The following is a 17433-nucleotide window of genomic DNA, read 5'->3' as shown; positions in this document are numbered from 1 at the left end:
TGAGCGGAGCCGCTTCAGCGGCACTGGTCGGCCATCGCCGCCTTGTCGGCGGTGGTGACCGGCAGGTCGTACTTGAGGGCGACCTGCGCGAAGCGGACGGCGTAGGAGCAGCGGATGCCCTTGCGGGGCGGCAGCCACGTCGCCGGGCCGGAGTCGCCCTTCGACGAGTTGGTGGAGCCGTCCACGGGAAGCAGGTTGAGCGGGTCGTTGGCGATGCGCTTGCGCTCCGCGTCGCTCCAGCGCGACGCGCCCATCTGCCAGTCGTACGACAGCGGCATCACGTGGTCGATCTGGACGGCCGACGCGTCCTGCTTGGTCCAGTCGATGGTCTTGCCCGTGTACGGATCGTAGAGCGTCATGGAGACGATCACGCACTTGGACCCGGAGCGGTATTCGATGTCCTCGCCGTCCCGTTTCAGCAGGTCGTTGCGGGTGTCGCAGCCGTTGTGCGCCAGCGGGATCCCGTCCGCGTTGTCCGCCCAGGCGTATCCGAACTCATCGCGGTCGTAGCCGGTCTTCGGGCCGCGTCCCTTGGTCGGCACCTTGTCGATCAGCGCACGCGCGTCGTCCATGTCCTTGCCGGAGCTGATGGGAGCGAGCCCCGGCTTGGTGCCCTCGGGGTTGTCCAGCGGGTTGGTGCCGCGGGCGTCGCCCTTGTCACCGGCGTCATTCTTCCCGCCCTTTGTGTCGCTCTGCCCGGTCCCGGTCTTCCCGGAGTCGAGATCCTCCAGGGACCCGCATCCGGCGAGCAGGGCCAGCGTCACCGAGACGCCGGCGACCAGCCGCGAACCATGCCCGCCCATTACCACCCCTAAGTATTGAAATTTCCTCCTCAGATATAGCAGGACGTCAAGTAACGGCAAAGATGCCGCGCCTTGCGGGAAATCACGATTTGTACCGATATTGGGCAAGGGTCAGGCGGACGCGACCTGCCAAGGGTCAGGCCGACATGCCCGCAGAGGTCAGGCCCGACGTGGCCGGCATCGTGGTGTGAGACGGCCGGGCACAACACGACCGAGTACGAGACGGCCGAGCGCGAGACAACCGGGCAGAAGACAACCGGGCAGAAGACGGCCGAGTGCGGAGCGGTTCACTGCGGGGACGCGCGAGGGGCGTGGCACGCCTCGCGCGCCACGCCCCTCGGGAAGGCTCCCGTCCCCCGCAGGCGGGGGGATCCATCCGTCAGGCAGGAATCCAGTCCTGCCAGACGATCTTGTTGGCCTCCACCCACTTCTGGGCGGCCGCCTCGCTCGACATCTTGTTCACGGCCATGTCGAAGGCCACCGAGTTCTGGTCGTCGTTGGTCCAGACGAAGTTCTTCACCAGCTCGTACGCCTTGCCGCCGCTCGCCGCGAACTTCGTGCTGACGATCTTGTCGAGCAGGTACGGCGGGTAGTCGCACTTGATCTTCTGGGGATCGGCGTCACACCCGATCGCGTACGGCGGAAGGTTGATCTTGACGAGCTTGAGCTGGTTGAACAGCCACTGCGGCTCGTAGAAGTACATGAGCAGCGGCGTCTTCTTCTCCGTCGCCTGGCGTGCCGCCGCGATGAGCGCGTCCTCGCTGCCGGAGTAGACCACCTTGTACGGCAGGCCGAGGTTCTTGATCAACGCCGCGTCGCTGGTCACGAACGACGGGTCACCGGCGAGGAACTGGCCCAGGTCACCACTCTTGTCGGTCTTGAACAGGTCCTTGTACTTCTCCAGGTTGGTCCAGTTGGTGATGTCGGGGTACTTCTCGGCCATCCACTCGGGGACGTACCAGCCGATGACGCCCTTGTTGCCGTTCTCCCCGGCGGTGACGGCGACCTTCTTCTGGTCGATGTACTCCCGCTTCAGCTCCGGGTGGGCCCAGTTCTCCAGGACGACGTCGACCGTGCCCTTCTCGAAGCCCTTCCAGGAGTCGGCCTCTCCGCTCTCGACCCGCTGGACCTTGTAGCCGAGCTCGTGCTGCAGCAGGTAGGCCACCACCGCGGCGCTGGCCTCGTACCCGATCCAGGGGTTGATGGCCAGCCTCACCGTGCCGGAGCCGCTCGCGCCCCCCACAGGGGCCTCCTCCGACCCCCCGCCGCTGCAGGCGGTCATGACCATCGCGATCGTCAGCACCCCGGCAAGGAGACGGACCCTCATCATCTGACCTCATCTGATGTCGAACAGGCGGCGCACGCACGCGGCGTGGCCGCGGCGACACCGGGAGAGTATTCCACGTATTCCTGGGACGGAGCGGCGGACGGCCGTGATCTGTGGATCGCGGCCGTCCGCTCGGCTCTACTTGGGCATCCAGGCCTGCCACACGGTCGGGTTGGCCTCGACCCACTTCTTGGCGGCGTCCTCGGCGGACATGCCGTTGTTGGTGATGTCGTCGGCGACCTTGTTCTGGTCGTCGTTGGTCCACGTGAAGTTCTTGACCAGGTCGTACGCCTTGCCGCCGGTGTCGGCGAACTTCTTGCTCACGATCTTGTCGAGCGCGTACGGCGGGTAGTCGCAGGCGATCTTCTTGGGATCGGCGTCACACCCGGCCGTGTACGGCGGAAGGTTGATCTTCACGAGCTTGAGCTGGGAGAACAGCCACTGCGGCTCGTAGAAGTACATGAGCAGCGGCTTCTGCTGGGCGGTGGCCTGCTTCGCCGCCTTGATCAGCGCGGCCTCGCTGCCGGCGTAGACGACCTTGTAGTCCAGCTTCAGGTTCTTGACCAGCGCCTCGTCGTTGGTGACGTACGAGGGGTCGCCGTCGAGAAGCTGTCCCTTGCCGCCCGACTCGGAGGTCTTGAACAGGCTGGCGTACTTGTTCAGGTTCTTGTAGTCGGTGATGTCGGGGTACTTCTGCACCATCCACTCGGGGACGTACCACCCGATGACGCCCTTGTTGCCGTTCTCGCCGGCCGCGACGGCGACCTTCTTCTCGTCGATGTACTTCTTCTTGAGGTCGTCGTGGCCCCAGTTCTCGATGATGACGTCGACGTCACCCGACTCCATGCCCTGCCAGGACGGCTCCTCGTTGAGCGTCACCTTCTCGACCTTGTAGCCGAGCTCGTGCTCGAGCAGGTAGTCCACAACGGCCGCGCTGGCCTCGTACCCCACCCAGCCGTTGATGGCCATCTTGACCGTGCCGCCCGAGGACGCGGCGGCGGAGCCGGCCGCGCTCGCGCTCGGCGCGGCGGCGGAGTCGTCCTCCACCTTGGCGCCGCCACCACAGGCGGCCGCGCTGAGTCCAAGGACGAGAACACCCGTGATCAGGCGTAACTTCTTCATGTGTTCCTCTTCTTGTGGGGACTGCGGCGCCCGTCGGCGCCCTGCGTGATCCGGTCGAGCATGATTCCGAGGAGGACGAGGGCGACGCCGGCGGCGAGACCCTTTCCGTAGTCCTCCTGCTGCGCGATCCCGGCCACGACGTCATATCCGAGGGCGCCGGCGCCCACCAGCGCGCCGATCACCACCATCGCGAGGGTCATGACGATGCCCTGGTTGGCGGCCAGGAGCAGCGAGCTCCTCGCCATCGGCAGCTGGACCTTCCACAGCAGCTGCCGCTCGGTCGACCCCGCCGACCTGGCCGCCTCGACCACGGTCGCCGGGACGTCCCTGATGCCGTCCTCGACGAGGCGCGCCACGACGGGCACCGCGTAGATCAGCGACGCCATGATCGCTGTGAAGCGGGTGGTGCCGAACAGCGCGATGGCGGGCAGCAGGTACGAGAACGACGGCATCGTCTGGGCGGCGTCGAGCAGCGGGCGCAGCACGGCGGCGAACCCGCGGGACCGCGCCGCGCCGACGCCGAGCGCCAGCCCGATCGCGATCGTGATCACCGACGCGACGCCGACGATCGTCAGCGTCTCCATGCCGTGCTCCCACAGGCCGAGAGCGGCGACGCCGAGGAGGCAGCCCGCGGCCACCAGGCCCCTGGCCAGGCCGCTCACCCGCCACGCGAACGCGAGGACCGCGGCCGTGATCAGCCACCACGGTGCACTCGTCAGCACGTCCTGAAGCGGGTTCAGCAGCCCGTACGCCGCGGTGTCGTTGAGGAACCCGGTGAACCCGTACCAGTGGGCCTCGATCCAGTCGACCACGTCGTTGATCGGCCGGACGATCTGGATCTGCCAGTCCTCGGGGAACTGCGCGGAGAGCACCGGGGTGAGCGCCAGGCCGAGCGCGGTGAGCGCGGCGAAACCGCCCCAGCGGACGACCGGCGAGCCGGCGCCGGGCAGCGCGGCGGCCCGGGTGATCCGGTCGAGCACGATCGCGATGAGCACGATGGCGAGGCCGGGGACGAGCGCCGCTCCCACGTTGACCCGGGCGAGCGCCTGGAGCAGGTCCACGCCGAGCCCCGGGGCCGCGATCAGGGCGACCAGCGGCACCATCGACAGCGCGGCGGCGATCGTCTGGTTGACGCCCAGCGTGATCGTTTTGAGCGCCATGGGCAGCCGCACCTTGCGCATCGTCTGCCAGCCCGTGGCCCCCAGCGACTCCGACGCCTCCACCGCCACCGGGGAGACCCGCTGGACGGCGAGCGCGGTGATCCTGATCGCGGGGGGCATCGCGTAGATCATCGTGGCGATCGTGGCGGACGCCGGCCCGATGAGGAACAGCAGGACGATCGGTGAGAGGTACGAGAACGTCGGCATGATCTGCATGACGTCGAGCACCGGCGTCACGATCCCCCGCACCCGGCGGGAGCGCCCTGCCCAGACCCCCAGGGGAATCCCCACGGCCAGGGACAGCAGCACGGCGGTGAGCGTGAGCGCCAGCGTGTCGACGCTCGCGTCCCACATGCCGAGCACGCCGATGCCGCCGAAGCCCGCGACCGACACGAGCGCGATCCGCCATCCGCCGGCGAGCCAGCCGAGGCCTCCGGCGAGCCCGATCAGGCCCGGCCAGCCCAGGGCGACCAGCGTCGTCTGGAACACGGTGTACAGCTGCGCCACGAACAGGCGGACGTAGTTGATGAAGAACAGGAAGAACGGGCTGCTGTTGCGGTTGTCGTCGACCCAGTCGCGGGCGTCGTTCAGCCAGTGGAACAGCGCGGCGTCGTCGTCGTGCGGGAGCACCGCGGTGCCCTTGAACGCCACGTAGAGCACCACGAAGGCGACGACCCCGGTCGCGGCCGGAACCCATCGGGCCGGCCGCCGGGAGCGGGCCGCGGCGGGGACGGGCGGCGCCACGCGCACGGGCGCGCTCACCACTTCGTCTCCCCTGAGCCGGCGGCGACCGGCTCCCCCTCGCCGCGTACGGCGCCGAGCAGGTCCACCCGGTCGACGACGCCGACGAGCTCGCCGCCGGACACGACCCGGATCGGCCGGGCCGACGCCATGGCGGCCGGGACGGCGTCGCGGATGACGGTGCCGACCGGCAGCTCGGGGCCGTCCAGCGGCTCGCCCGGCTCGGGCGGCCGGCAGATCCAGCGCAGCGACAGCACGTGTGACTTGGGGACGTCCCTGACGAAGTCGGCGACGTAGTCGTCCGCGGGCGCCCCCACCAGCTCCTCGGGCGTGCCGACCTGGACGATCGACCCGGCCCGCATGATCGCGATCCGCTCCCCCAGCTTGAGCGCCTCGGACAGGTCGTGGGTGATGAAGACCATCGTCTTGCCGACCTCCCGGTGCAGCCGGACGACCTCGGCCTGCATGTCCCGCCGGATCAGGGGGTCCAGGGCGCTGAACGGCTCGTCGAACAACAGCACCTCGGGGTCGACGGCGAGCGCCCTGGCGAGGCCCACGCGCTGCTGCATCCCGCCGGAGAGCTGGTCGGGATAGGAGTCCTCCTGGCCCTCAAGTCCGACGAGCGAGATGATCTGACGCGCCCTGTCGTGCCGGGCGGCCTTCCCCACTCCCTGGATCTCCAGGCCGTAGGCGACGTTGTCGACCACCCGGCGGTGCGGCAACAGCCCGAAATGCTGGAAGACCATGCTGACCTTGTGGCGGCGCAGCTCGCGCAGCTGGGCGGCGGACATCCCGAGGACGTCCTGCCCCCCGATGCGCACCTCTCCCGCGGTCGGCTCGATCAGCCGGGTGAGGCAGCGGACCAGCGTGGACTTCCCGCTGCCCGACAGGCCCATGACCACGAACACCTCGCCGGGCCGTACCTCGAAGCCGACGTCCCGCACGGCGGCGGTGCATCCGGTCTTGGCCCGGAGCGCTGCGGGGTCAAGATCGGCGTCGGGGCCGGCGAGGATCCGGTCGGCCCGGGGGCCGAAGATCTTCCAGAGCCCGCGAACCTCGATCGCGGCTGTGCCCACTTCGATTCCCCTCACTTGGCGCTCGCCCGCGAGACGGCGTGGACGCCCGGAAACGCCACAGCACGGCGCGGAGCTGCCGCCCGCACACCGTGGATGAAGAGTTGGGGGGCCAACGACTCCTCAGTGGGCATACGCACAGGCGTTGCGCTATGCGCAACACTCATCCTGTTTGACAACAGGAATGAGGCTAGGGCCCCGAAGGGCTACAGATGGTGAAAAAACCCACCTAACCGCCATATCGTGACCGTCCAGTGATCCTTTGGACGCCCACTGGACATCAAGTGATCAGAAAGCCCCCGTCGACCGGGATGACCGCCCCGGTGACGTACGAACCGGCGTCGGAGGCGAGGAAGATCGCGGCCGCGACGAGCTCCTCGGGATCGCCCGATCGCCTCATGAGAACCCGCTGCTCACGTGTGCGGTCGAGGTAACCGTCCGGATACCTCTGCGTCATCTCGGAGTGGAAGAACCCGGGCTCCAGGCAGTTCACCCGGATGCCCCTGCGGGAGGTCCACTGCTGCGCCAGGTCGCGGGTGAGGCCGGTGATCGCCGCCTTGGACGCGCTGTAGGCGGCCTGCGGGAGCCCGGCCGTCGTCTCCCCCAGCACGCTGCCGATGTTGACGATGGACGAGCCCCGGGGCATGACGTGGGCGCACGCCTGGGCCATCCAGTAGCTGCCGTGCAGGTTGATCTCGATCACCCGGCGGAACTCCTCGGGTGTCTCGCGCAGGCCGGGTACGGCGCTGCCGACGCCGGCGTTGTTGATCAGGATGTCGACCCGCCCGAGCCCGGCGACGGCGGCGTCGGCCAGTGCCCGGCAGTCCTCGGGGACCGAGACGTCGGTGGGGACCGCCAGGCACCGCCGCCCGGTCTCCTCCACCAGCCGCCGGGTGCGATCGAGCCCGTCCACGCGGCGGGCTCCGATCGCGACGTCGGCGCCGGCCTCGGCGAGTCCACGCGCGAAGGCGACGCCGAGCCCCGACGACGCCCCCGTCACGATGGCCACCTTGCCGTCCAGCCGGAACCGGTCCAGGATCACGCCGACCTCCTCGGGAAACCGAGCGTGATCCTAGCCCGGCGGGCTCAGAGGCCGTACTCCTTGGAGATCCGCTCGTGCCGCTCCGCCTCGATGCCGACCTCGCGGGCGAGGTCGAGCCAGGCCAGCGGGTGCGACCACTGCTCGGTGACGTCGTCGAGGACGGCGTCGAGCGCGGACGGCTGGACCGTCGGCGGGATCGCGATCCACCCGAAGACGCCGGGGAGCTGCTCCCCGCTCGCCGGGTGGGTGACGCGGTAGTTCTCGTCGCTGTAGACCCACATGGGCCAGCCGCGGTCGGCGAGCACCTCGTTGAACTCGGCCCACTCCTCCTCGGAGGGCGCGGCGCCGTCGAAGAACCAGCTCGTGTAACCGCCGGGACGCAGCATCGTCACCCCGGCGAACGGCACGACGAAGCTCTCCCGCCCCTCCTCGTCCTCGGGGATGGGCTCCAGCGGGCGGGGGTCGATGACGACCACGTCGCCCGCGTTGTACTCCATGCCGCGGGGCTGGGGGATGGCGAGCCGGGCGGTGGCCGGGCCGGTGCGCACGGCGAGCACCTCCCGCTGGCTGCCGTCGGGCGCGGGGAGGATGACGCGGACCAGGTGCCACTCCTCCTCGATCGGCTCGCCGCCCGGCTCGACCGGCATGCCGAGCTTGATGCCCGCGGCCCGCACGGTCGCCCAGTCCTCGATGGCCGTCGACAGCACGATCAGCCGCCAGATGTCCTCCTCCTCGCCCTCCTCGGAGTCGAGCAGAGGGCGGAGGATCTCGGCGGCCTTGGCGTTGTCGCCGAGCTGCTGGGCGGCTCCGGACCACAGGCGCGCCGCCTCCAGGCCGACTCCCGCGCCGGCGGCCCGCTCGGCCGCGGCCGCCGTCTCCTCCCACCGCTCGCGCGCCCGGTACAGGCGGGCCAGCGCGAGGCTGGAACGCCCTTCGGGAAGGGCCGCGGCGAGCCGCTCGACGCGGTCGTCCTGCCCGGCCTCGATCAGCAGGCCGGTGAGGTAGGCGACGTCCTCCTCGCTCGCGGCGGCGGGATCGCCGTCCTCGACGAGGGTCTTCCAGTAGATGTCCGCCCCGGCCGGCGCGTAGCCGAGGAACCCGAGCGTGGTGGCGTGGCGGCGGGTGGCCTCCAGGTCCGTCCCGGCGAGCGGCCACAGCCAGCCCACCCAGCGCTCGGGGTCGGCCGTGCGGCCGTCGGCGGCGTCGAAGTAGGCGACCAGCTCGTCGGCGGGGCCGGGGGCCGGCGGCTCGGTCGCGCCGTCGACCGCCGCGCGCAGCTCGGCGACGCGCGCGGCGAGCTCGTCGCCGGAGGCCAGACCGCCCAGCGCCGCCTCCGCGTAGTCGGCGAGCAGGCGGGCCTGCCACAGGCCCTGACGGCCCACGGCCAGATGCCCGGCGGTCACCGCCAGCTCGGCCCGGGGGCGGTGGCCGCCCATCGTCTCGAAGTACGTGATCCACTGGCGCAGGATCCGCCCGAGCTGCCAGGTGTTGGCGATCGAGCCGCTGGACGCGAGCAGGCGGACGGTGTGCGCCCAGTCGACCCACTCCCGCGGGTGGTCTCCTACGACGTCGAGGTCGGGAAGCGCCTCGACGGCCTCCTCGACGCGGCCGAGGGTCGCCAGGACCATCGACCGGAGCAGGGCCTCCCGGCGGCCCTTGGCCACGGGGTCGTCCGGCTTGAACCCGGTGGAGGCGTCGAGGGCGGTCAGCGCGTCGTCCGCACGGCCGGCGGCGAGGAGCGCGCGCGCCGAGGCGGCGCCCAGCTCCCAGCTCGCCTGACGCTCGGCCCCGCGCAGGCGCTCCACCGCGGTTTCCGCGTAAGCCACCGCCTCGGCCGGCTGGCCCGCGTCGACGAGCGCCGCGACGTACTGCGTGGCCAGCCCGGGAAACGCGAGCGACTCGGGCCCGTTCCCGTCGAGGGCGGAGCCGAGCGCGGCGAGGCGGGTCTCGGCGAAGCCGGGGCCGTCGGTGTTGGACTGGGTGACCACCAGGACCTCGACGGCGGCGGGCGCGGCCGGGCAGTCGCGTACGTCGTCGCGCTGGGCGAACTCCACGAGCGACGCGGCGTCGTCCAGCGCGACCGCGCCGTTCGCCCGGTCGCCCACCCGGCCCATCAGGTGCCAGTAGCGCGCGAAGAGCTCCAGCCACGGCTGTCCGAGCGTCTCGGCGTGCTTGGCGATCGCCGGCGCGACGACGTCGAGCTGGCCGTACCGGCCCTCCAGCGCTTGGGCGGGCACGTCACCCAGCGCCATGGCGAGCCCGGTGTTGCCGCTCTCGTGCAATTCGCGCTGGGTGCCGCCGACCCAGGCCCAGATGTCCACGTCCATGAGGAGCCAGTCTGCCAGGTCGCCGACCATGACCCAAACAAGCACGGAGACCTGAACACCACGGAGACCCGAAACACCACTGGAGACCCGAAACAGCACTGGAGACCCGAAACACCGCCGGCGCGCGGGGCGTCCGTCTGTCAGCGGCCCGCCGCCGCGCCGGACGCGGCCCGGGTGGCCTCCTGGAGCAGCCCGGCCAGCTCGGTGAGCTCCGCCGGGCCGAGCGCCGCGTACGCCCGCGCCATCAGATCGTCGGTCAGCTCCTCCGCCGCCGCCCGGCGCCGCGCCGCCTCAGGTGAGGGCTCGGGGTACGGCCCGGGCCAGGCGAGGAACCGGGCCACGTCGGAGGGGTCGATGTAGGGGACCGGGGTGCCCGCGCCGGAAGCGCCCACCAGCGTGGCGTCCAGCGGATCGACGCCGTGCGCGATCACGGCCGTGACGTGCCGGGCCGCACGCAGCTCGCGGACGACGTGCAGCAGGTGAGCCGTCAGCTCCGGCCCGCCGGCCGGGCGGGGCATGGCCCGCCACCCGGCGAACAGGGGGGCGCCGAGCACGTCCGAGCCGTCCGCGACCACGGCGAGCAGCGCCGACAGGCGGTCCGCCCCGGCGAGCCCGCCGAGCCTGCGCCGCCCCCAGGCGTGGCACGCGGACGCGTAGAGGGCGGCCGCCTCGGCCGCGGGGAGCCTCCGTCCCCCCTCCCACGACTCCCTCACGTGGCCGGACGGGAAGAAGGCCGTGGCCGCCATGACGACATCGGCGTCGACCTCGCCGAGAACGCCGCAGCGCCCGCGGAAATACATCTCCCTGGGGCCCAGCCCGTGGTGCTCGCACAGGCTCTTGACTTCCCGCGAGAGCATGAACCCCCCGCCGAGCGCCCCGATCGCCGCCTTCGTCTCCACCACCGCGTCGCGCGCGTCCATGTGCCAACTCCTCGGTCTGACTGGAGAACTCAGCCTCACCCATCAGAACAAGATTCTGCAACCACCCGGGCCGCGGCGCGTCGATCTCTCAGACGACGGCGGGGAGCTCGCCGGAGGCGACGAGGACGGCGGGCCCGGCCAGATGGCTCGTGTGCTCGTCGAGGGTGACGGTCACCGTGCCGCCCAGGACGTGGACGGTCCAGGTGCCGGTCTCCTCCCCCGCCGCGTGCGCCGCCGCCACCGCCGTCGCGACCGCCCCCGTGCCGCAGGACCGGGTCTCCCCCGAGCCGCGCTCGTGGACCCGCATGTCGACGACGTGGTCACCGGTCGTGTTGACCAGCTCGACGTTGACGCCGTGGGGGTAGACCTCCCGGTCGTACCCGGGCTCCAGGCTCAGGTCGAGCCCGGCCACCGGGTCGCCGATCAGGCAGGCCAGGTGGGGGTTGCCCATGCTGACGTTGAGGCCGCGGTATCGCCGTCCGCCGACGGTCGCCGTGCTCTCGCCGAGCACCGTCGGCCGGCCCATGTCCACGGAGACGTCTCCCGTGGCCCCGAGCCGTACGCGCTTGAGGCCTCCACGGGTGGCCACGGCGAACTCGCCGGGGGCCGCCAGGCCCGCGTCCACCAGGTAGCGGGCGAAGACCCGGGTGCCGTTGCCGCACATCTCGGCGACGCTGCCGTCCGCGTTGCGGTAGTCCATGAACCACTCGGCCTCGCCGGCCTGCTCCGACACCTCGGGGCAGAGCTTGGCGCGCACCACGCGCAGGACGCCGTCCGCGCCGATCCCCGCGCGGCGGTCGCACAGGGCGGACACGGTCGCCGGGGACAGCTCCAGCCGGTCGTCGGCGTCCGGCAGGATGACGAAGTCGTTCTCCGTGCCGTGTCCCTTCACGAACCTCATGACACCGAAGTCTACGGTCGGGGGGCTCCCCCGGCGGCCAGGGCGTACGCGCGATCGGCGAGGCCGGGGGCGTCGAAGGGCAGCCAGACGACGCGGGGATCGCGCCGGAACCACGACTCCTGGCGCCGGGCGAAGCGGCGGGTGGCCCGCACGGTCTCCTCGCGGGCCCGCTCCTCGGTCCATTCGCCGGAAAGGAAACGGATCACCTGCGCGTATCCGAGCGCGCGGCTCGCCGTCCTGCCCTCGGCCAGGCCGCGCTCCAGCAGGGCGCGGACCTCCCCGACCAGCCCGGCCTCCCACATGCGGTCCACCCGCAGCTCGATGCGCCGGTCGAGCTCCGGCCTCGGCACCTCCACGCCGATCTGCACGCTGTCGTAGACGGCGTCGTACGACGGCAGGGTCGCGGAGAAGGGCCGCCCGGACAGCTCGATCACTTCGAGCGCGCGGACGATCCTGCGGCCGTTGCTCGGCAGGATGTTCCCCGCGGCCACCGGGTCGAGAGCCGTGAGCCGGTCGTACAACGGGGCGGGGCCGGTCGCGTCCAGCTCCTTCTCCAGCCGGGCCCGCAGGCCGGCATCGGTTCCGGGGAACTCCAGGTCGTCGATGGCGGCCCGGACGTAAAGGCCCGACCCTCCTGCGAGGATCGCGGCCCGGCCCCTCGACCGGAGGTCGTCGATGAGGGGGCGGGCCAGCCGCTGGTACTCCGCGGCGCTGGCGGTGCGGGTGACCGGCCATATGTCGAGCAGGTGGTGCGGCACGCCCCGGCGCTCGGCCTCGGTCAGCTTGGCCGTGCCGATGTCCATGCCCTCGTAGAGCTGCATGGAGTCGGTGTTGAGGACCTCGCCGCCCAGCCGGAGCGCCAGCTCCACGGCGAGGTCGGACTTCCCGGCCGCCGTGGCGCCCACGACGGCGATGACTGGTAGCTGCCCCACACCGTCCAGTCTGGCAGTGCCGTCAGGGTCACAGGTCCCAGTCGAGCGTCGGCGGGAGGTGACCCTCCAGGGTCAGCAGCCAGCGCTTGGACTCCACGCCGTCACCGCCGCTGAACCCGCCGAGCCCGTCGCCCGCCACGACCCGATGGCACGGCACGATGATCGGGATGGGGTTGCCGCCCATGATGGACCCGACGCCCCGGGCCGGCACGCCGGTGCCGCTCCGGGCGGCCAGCTCGCCGTAGGTGACGACCTTGCCGTACGGCACCGTGCCGTGGAGGGTGCCGAGGACCTTCCGCTGAATGGGCGACATGAGCCGCCAGTCGAGGGGCACGGTGAACTCCCGCAGCTCACCCCGGAAGTAGGCGGCCAGCTCGGCGCGGGCGGCAGCCGTACGGGCGGGGTCGTCCGCGACGGCCATGCCGAGCCGTCCGGCGATCCTGGCCCGCACGCGGGGGCCGTCCTGGAACGCGGTGGCGGCGACGCCGTCCTCGGTCACGGCCGCGAGAACGTCCCCGAGCCTGGTCGGCACGCTCCCGAAGGCCACACTTTGCGCCATTCCCCCATTGTGCCCCCGCTGCGGTGGTCACATCTCGTCGCCGATGACGCCGCCCGCGATGAACACGCCGCATGCCAGGGCCAGCTCGAGAAGGATGCCCCACCAGGCGAGGGGATCCCAGAAGATCAGCAGCCAGACGACGAAGAGGATCACGCCGACGACAGCGCCGGTGAAGAACTGGGCGTCACCGCCGCTGGCAGAGCTCTGGCCGGTGACGCCGGAGACGATGCCGGTGACGAACACGCCCGCGAGCACCACCGCCGACCAGATCACGATCGCCCATCCGCCCGGGCCGGAGTCGTCGGAGCTCGACGCGGCGGAGCCGGGCGACACGACCACCGTCTGGGTGATCGTCACCGTCGGACGTGAGCTCGGCGACGCGGACGGCCCCCCTCCGGGGGAGGAATGACCCATGTCCCAGGCGAGTGCGGCGACGGCCACGAGCAACGCGATGATCGCCGCGACCTCGGCCGCTCGCGTCAGCCCGGGACGTTCCATGACTGCATTGTCTGGCTACACGCGGTATGGCCGTAAGCAGATCCTTATCACTTTCCGTAACAACTCAATTACGTACGGCCCTATGCCGTCTTCCTGCACGACCGGAAAGGTCAGGCCGGGGAGGCGTCCTCGAAGGCCCAGCGAGCCACGTGGTAGCCGACGCCGTAGGGGGCGTCGTCGTACAGCACCTCACTGAAGCGCCGCACCGCCACCGGCCCGGGGGCGGCCGCGCGCCGGGGGCGGTCACCCGCCGCCGCCGCGAGGACCTGGAAGGCGGCTCTGCCCGCGACCCACAGCTCCGCGGCCTCGGCGGGGTCCATCGCCGCGAGCCGGTCCACCGCCGCGCTCCCGATCGCGTCGGCGAGCATCCGGTCGTACGGCACGGCGAGGGGATGCAGGTATCCCGGTGAGCTCTCCGTCAGCCTCGCCGACCCGTCGCCCATCGCCAGCACGGCCACCCGGTCGGCCGACCGGGCGATCTCCCGGCCGATGGCGGCGCATTCGGCGGGTGAGGCGTCCGCCGCCACCGCGTGGAACCGGAGCTCCGTTCCGGGTGCGGCCCCTCCCGCGGGCTCACCGGCGACTCCCGCGAGCTCCAGCAGCCACCGGCCGACGGTCAGCGACAGCGGCAGGCACGGATCGCCGTGGCCCACGCGGACGTCGGGGCCCCAGGGCCGCATCGTCCCGGCCGCGTCGCCGGTGTAGCGGGCCGTCTTCTCCGCACCTCCCACGACCACCAGCACGCCGGCCCCGGAGGCGGCGAGGAGGCGGATCGCGCGGACGCACGCCGTACGGAGATCGTCGAGCTCGGGCGCGGCCGTCCCGGCGACCTCCGGCACGATCAGTGGCGGATGCGGGCAGACGGCGGCGGCGACGAGCACCTTCCCAGCCTATCCCGCGTGATCTTGCCGGACGGGCGCGCGCCGGGGGACCGGGACGCGCATGAGGTCGGCGGCCACGACGACGTCCCCCGCGTACGCCTTGCGGGCCTCCTCCACGAAGCGGGGCTCGTCGGCGGCGGTGTACCGCTCGGAGAAGTGGGTGAGCACGAGGCGCCGCACGCCGCAGGCCGCCGCGACCTGGCCCGCCTGGGCGGCCGTCAGGTGGCCGTACTCGGCGGCCAGCGCGGCCTGCCCCGACAGGAAGGTCGACTCGATGACGAGCAGATCCACGCCTTCGGCCAGCGCGAACACCCCGTCGCACAGCCGGGTGTCCATGACGAAGGCCGCGCTCTGACCGGGACGGGGCGCGCTGCACTCGTCCAGCGTCACGAGCGTGCCGTCCGGCGCGGTCAGCGAGCCCCGGCGACGCAGCTCACCGATCATGGGGCCGGTGACACCCCGCCTGGCCAGCTCCGCCGGGAGCATCCGGCGGCCGCCGGGCTCGTCGATGCGGTAGCCGTACGTCTCGACGGAATGGGACAGCGACCGGGCCGTCAGGGTGACGGGCCCGGCGGGCAGGCGCGCGCCGTCCTCCGCGACCGGCCTGGGCGTGATCACGTCCGTGTCCGCGAACACCGCGGCGTGGCGCAGCCGCCGCCAGTAGTGCTCACCGGAGGCGGGGTAGGCGGCCTGTACCTGATGAACCACCCGGTCGCGGGCGACGCGCTGGACCACTCCGGGCACACCGAGGCAGTGGTCGCCGTGGAAGTGGGTGACGCAGATCCAGGTGACGTCGTGCGCGCTCACTCCCGCGTGCAGCATCTGACGCTGCGTCCCCTCCCCCGGGTCGAACAGGAACCCCTGGCCGTCCCACAGCAGCAGATATCCGTTGTGGTTGCGGCGGCGCGTCGGCACCGCGCTCGAGGTGCCGAGGACGACGAGTTCTCGAACGGACACATCCGAGATGCTAGGCGCTCCGGCGGAGTCGCCGCCGCGAGGGGACGTCCGCCCGCCGGGACCCGCGCGGCTATGTGCAACATGAATTGCACAATAGATGTTGCGCAACAGGTATTGCGGATGTCAACGTGGAGGCATGGCCACTGAGGAGATCCGCAAAGTCACCGACTCGCGCGTCCTGGCCGCGCTCGCGCATCCGCTGCGCCGCCGCCTCATCGACGCGCTGAAGCTCGACGGCCCCGCCACGGCCAGCATGCTGGCCGGACGCACCGGTCAGGCGGTGGCCAACGTCAGCCATCACCTACGGGTGCTCGGCACGTGCGACCTGATCGAGGAGGCCCCCGAGCTCGCCCGCGACCGACGGGAACGCTGGTGGCGGCCGGTCTCGGCCGGCCTGCGATGGTCCACGAGGGACTTCGACGAGGACCCCGCCGCCGCGGCCGTCGCGGCGGCCGCGGAGTCGCTCAACCTCGACTACCACATGAACGCGGTCCGCACCTGGTACGCGGCCTCCGAGGAGGAGCGGAAGGCCTGGCCCGAGGGGCCGTTCGCCACCGACAAGTGGCTCCGGCTGACGCCTGGGGAGCTGACCGAGCTGTCGGCCGAGATCATCGCCGTGCTCGACCGGTGGGCGACGCGGGAGCTCCCCCAGGACGGGCGGCGGCGGGAGCCGGTGTACGTCTTCGCCCACGGCGTCCCGGCCCGGCCATGACGGCGCCCGCGCGGTCGCGGACCCCGGCGGGAAGCCCCCTCCGGCGCCGCGACTTCCGCCTGCTGTGGATCGGGCAGACGACCAGCACGCTGGGCAGCATGATCAGCGTGGTGGCCCTCCCGCTGGTGGCCGTCTCGTCGCTGCACGCGAGCACGCTGCAGGTCAGCGCACTGCCCGCCGCCTCGTGGCTGCCGTGGCTGCTGGTCGGCCTGCCCGCAGGCGCGTGGGTGGACCGTCTCCCCCGGCGGCCGGTCATGATCACATGTGATGTGATCTCGCTCCTGCTGTTCCTCAGCGTGCCGGTCGCCGCCTGGTACGGCGCGCTGACCATGGCGCATCTGCTGGCCGTCGCGTTCCTCGGCGGGGTGTCCACCGTCTTCTTCCAGACGGCCTACAACGCCTACCTGCCGGTCATCCTGCCTCCTGAGGAGCTGACCGCGGGCAACGCCATGCTGATGGGCAGCGAGTCCGCCGCGTACGTCGGGGGGCCCGGCCTCGCCGGGCTGATCGCGCAGGCGTTCACGGCCGTCGCCGGACTGCTGGCCGACGCCGCGAGCTTCCTGGTCTCCGCGATCTGCCTGCTCAGGATCGGCGCGAGGGAGACGCGGGAGCCGCGGGCCCGGCCGCGCGACGGGCTGCGGCGGGAGATCGCCGAAGGGCTGCGGTTCGTGGCCCGGGACCCGTACCTGCGGGTCCTCACCGTCTCCGGCGCCGCCGCCAACCTGGCGCTCAACGGCTATCAGGCGCTCCTCGTGGTCTTCCTCCTGCGCGTCGTGGAGATCGGTCCCGGCGCCGCGGGACTGGTGGTCGCGGGCATGAGCCTCGGCGGCCTCGCCGGCGCGGCGGTGGCGGCCCGCTTCGCGCGCCGCGTGGGGACCGCGCGCGCGATGGTGCTGTGCCAGCTCGGCGGCATGCCGTTCGGGCTGCTCATCCCGCTCACCGGGCCTGGCTGGGGGCTGGCCTTCGCCGTGGCGGGCGGGGTCGTCCTGTCCGCGGCGATCACCGTCGGCAACGTCGTCAAGGGCGCCTTCCGTCAGGCGTACGTCCCGGGCCACCTGCTCGGCCGCGTCCTCGTCAGCATGCAGTTCCTCAACTACGGCGCGATCCCGGTCGGGGCGCTTCTCGGCGGCGCGCTCGGAGGCGCGATCGGCGTCCGCACGACGCTGTGGGTGATGATGGCCGCGCTGGTGCCGTCCACCCTGATCCTGCTCATCGGCCCCATGGCGCGCCGCCGGGACCTGCCCGAGCGCGCTCCGGAGCCGGAGATCTTCGAGGACTCTCCTGAGGATCGCGCCGGGAAGGCGCCCTGAACGGCCTGGGGTCACCGGCGGGGAACTCCGGCCCATGACGGCCGGGCGGTCGGCAGACTGGCGGGAATCGAGAACCGTCTAACGGAAGAATCCCACGTTGCCGGACCTTTCCCCCCGTCCGCGGCACCGCCGTCGCGCCCGTACGGCTCTCGCCCTGGCGGGCGCCGC

At 71.8% G+C, this 17433-nt stretch carries 16 protein-coding genes; 2 read left to right on the top strand and 14 right to left on the bottom strand.

Going from position 1 to position 17433, the window contains the following annotated elements; all coding sequences use genetic code 11:
• Positions 1-14: 14 nt before the first annotated feature.
• From AB0B72_RS23610 to AB0B72_RS23545, 14 genes are all read right to left on the bottom strand, one after another.
• Complete coding sequence (locus AB0B72_RS23610; protein WP_367741075.1) at positions 15-803, bottom strand: HNH endonuclease family protein; 789 nt, start codon at positions 801-803, stop codon at positions 15-17.
• 379 nt (positions 804-1182) lie between these two features.
• The gene (locus AB0B72_RS23605; RefSeq protein WP_367741074.1) at positions 1183-2133 is read right to left on the bottom strand and encodes an ABC transporter substrate-binding protein; all 951 of its coding nucleotides are present in this window, start codon (positions 2131-2133) and stop codon (positions 1183-1185) included.
• Positions 2134-2268: 135 nt separating this feature from the next.
• A complete protein-coding gene (locus AB0B72_RS23600; protein ID WP_367741073.1) occupies positions 2269-3252 on the bottom strand; it encodes an ABC transporter substrate-binding protein in 984 nt (327 codons plus the stop codon).
• Positions 3249-5174 (bottom strand): ABC transporter permease, encoded by a 1926-nt coding sequence (locus AB0B72_RS23595; RefSeq protein ID WP_367741072.1) that lies wholly within the window; start codon positions 5172-5174, stop codon positions 3249-3251. The genes AB0B72_RS23600 and AB0B72_RS23595 overlap by 4 nt, the downstream gene beginning before the upstream one ends.
• Positions 5171-6229, bottom strand: coding sequence for a glycine betaine/L-proline ABC transporter ATP-binding protein (locus AB0B72_RS23590; RefSeq protein ID WP_367741071.1), 1059 nt, complete (start codon positions 6227-6229; stop codon positions 5171-5173). Before AB0B72_RS23590 ends, AB0B72_RS23595 begins: the two co-directional genes overlap by 4 nt.
• A gap of 277 nt (positions 6230-6506) precedes the next feature.
• Complete coding sequence (locus AB0B72_RS23585) at positions 6507-7268, bottom strand: SDR family NAD(P)-dependent oxidoreductase (protein WP_367741070.1); 762 nt, start codon at positions 7266-7268, stop codon at positions 6507-6509.
• Between the two features lie 44 nt (positions 7269-7312).
• Positions 7313-9640, bottom strand: a complete 2328-nt coding sequence (locus AB0B72_RS23580) for a tetratricopeptide repeat protein (RefSeq protein WP_367741069.1) — start codon at positions 9638-9640, stop codon at positions 7313-7315.
• Between the two features lie 95 nt (positions 9641-9735).
• Positions 9736-10515, bottom strand: coding sequence for a hypothetical protein (locus tag AB0B72_RS23575; RefSeq protein WP_367741068.1), 780 nt, complete (start codon positions 10513-10515; stop codon positions 9736-9738).
• An 88-nt stretch (positions 10516-10603) separates the two neighbouring features.
• Positions 10604-11416 carry a diaminopimelate epimerase gene (gene dapF, locus AB0B72_RS23570; protein ID WP_367741067.1) on the bottom strand — a complete coding sequence of 271 codons (813 nt, stop codon included), beginning with the start codon at positions 11414-11416 and terminating at the stop codon, positions 10604-10606.
• 11 nt (positions 11417-11427) lie between these two features.
• Positions 11428-12348, bottom strand: coding sequence for a tRNA (adenosine(37)-N6)-dimethylallyltransferase MiaA (gene miaA / locus AB0B72_RS23565; RefSeq protein WP_367741066.1), 921 nt, complete (start codon positions 12346-12348; stop codon positions 11428-11430).
• Positions 12349-12376: 28 nt separating this feature from the next.
• Complete coding sequence (locus tag AB0B72_RS23560; RefSeq protein ID WP_367741065.1) at positions 12377-12907, bottom strand: methylated-DNA--[protein]-cysteine S-methyltransferase; 531 nt, start codon at positions 12905-12907, stop codon at positions 12377-12379.
• A gap of 27 nt (positions 12908-12934) precedes the next feature.
• Positions 12935-13405 carry a hypothetical protein gene (locus AB0B72_RS23555; protein ID WP_367741064.1) on the bottom strand — a complete coding sequence of 157 codons (471 nt, stop codon included), beginning with the start codon at positions 13403-13405 and terminating at the stop codon, positions 12935-12937.
• A 110-nt stretch (positions 13406-13515) separates the two neighbouring features.
• Positions 13516-14286: a hypothetical protein gene (locus AB0B72_RS23550; protein WP_367741063.1), complete on the bottom strand. Its 771-nt coding sequence runs from the start codon at positions 14284-14286 to the stop codon at positions 13516-13518.
• 9 nt (positions 14287-14295) lie between these two features.
• Positions 14296-15243, bottom strand: coding sequence for a ribonuclease Z (locus tag AB0B72_RS23545; RefSeq protein ID WP_367741062.1), 948 nt, complete (start codon positions 15241-15243; stop codon positions 14296-14298).
• A 136-nt stretch (positions 15244-15379) separates the two neighbouring features.
• Here AB0B72_RS23545 and AB0B72_RS23540 point away from each other — a divergent pair, with 136 nt between their 5' ends.
• Complete coding sequence (locus AB0B72_RS23540) at positions 15380-15955, top strand: helix-turn-helix domain-containing protein (protein ID WP_367741061.1); 576 nt, start codon at positions 15380-15382, stop codon at positions 15953-15955.
• Positions 15952-17265 carry an MFS transporter gene (locus AB0B72_RS23535; protein ID WP_367741060.1) on the top strand — a complete coding sequence of 438 codons (1314 nt, stop codon included), beginning with the start codon at positions 15952-15954 and terminating at the stop codon, positions 17263-17265. Before AB0B72_RS23540 ends, AB0B72_RS23535 begins: the two co-directional genes overlap by 4 nt.
• Positions 17266-17433: the final 168 nt, after the last annotated feature.

This window comes from Microbispora sp. NPDC049125 (genome assembly GCF_040802045.1).
Lineage (GTDB): Bacteria > Actinomycetota > Actinomycetes > Streptosporangiales > Streptosporangiaceae > Microbispora.
Note: the sequence above shows the minus strand (reverse complement) of the source record. Positions and strands in the feature narration are given on the sequence as shown.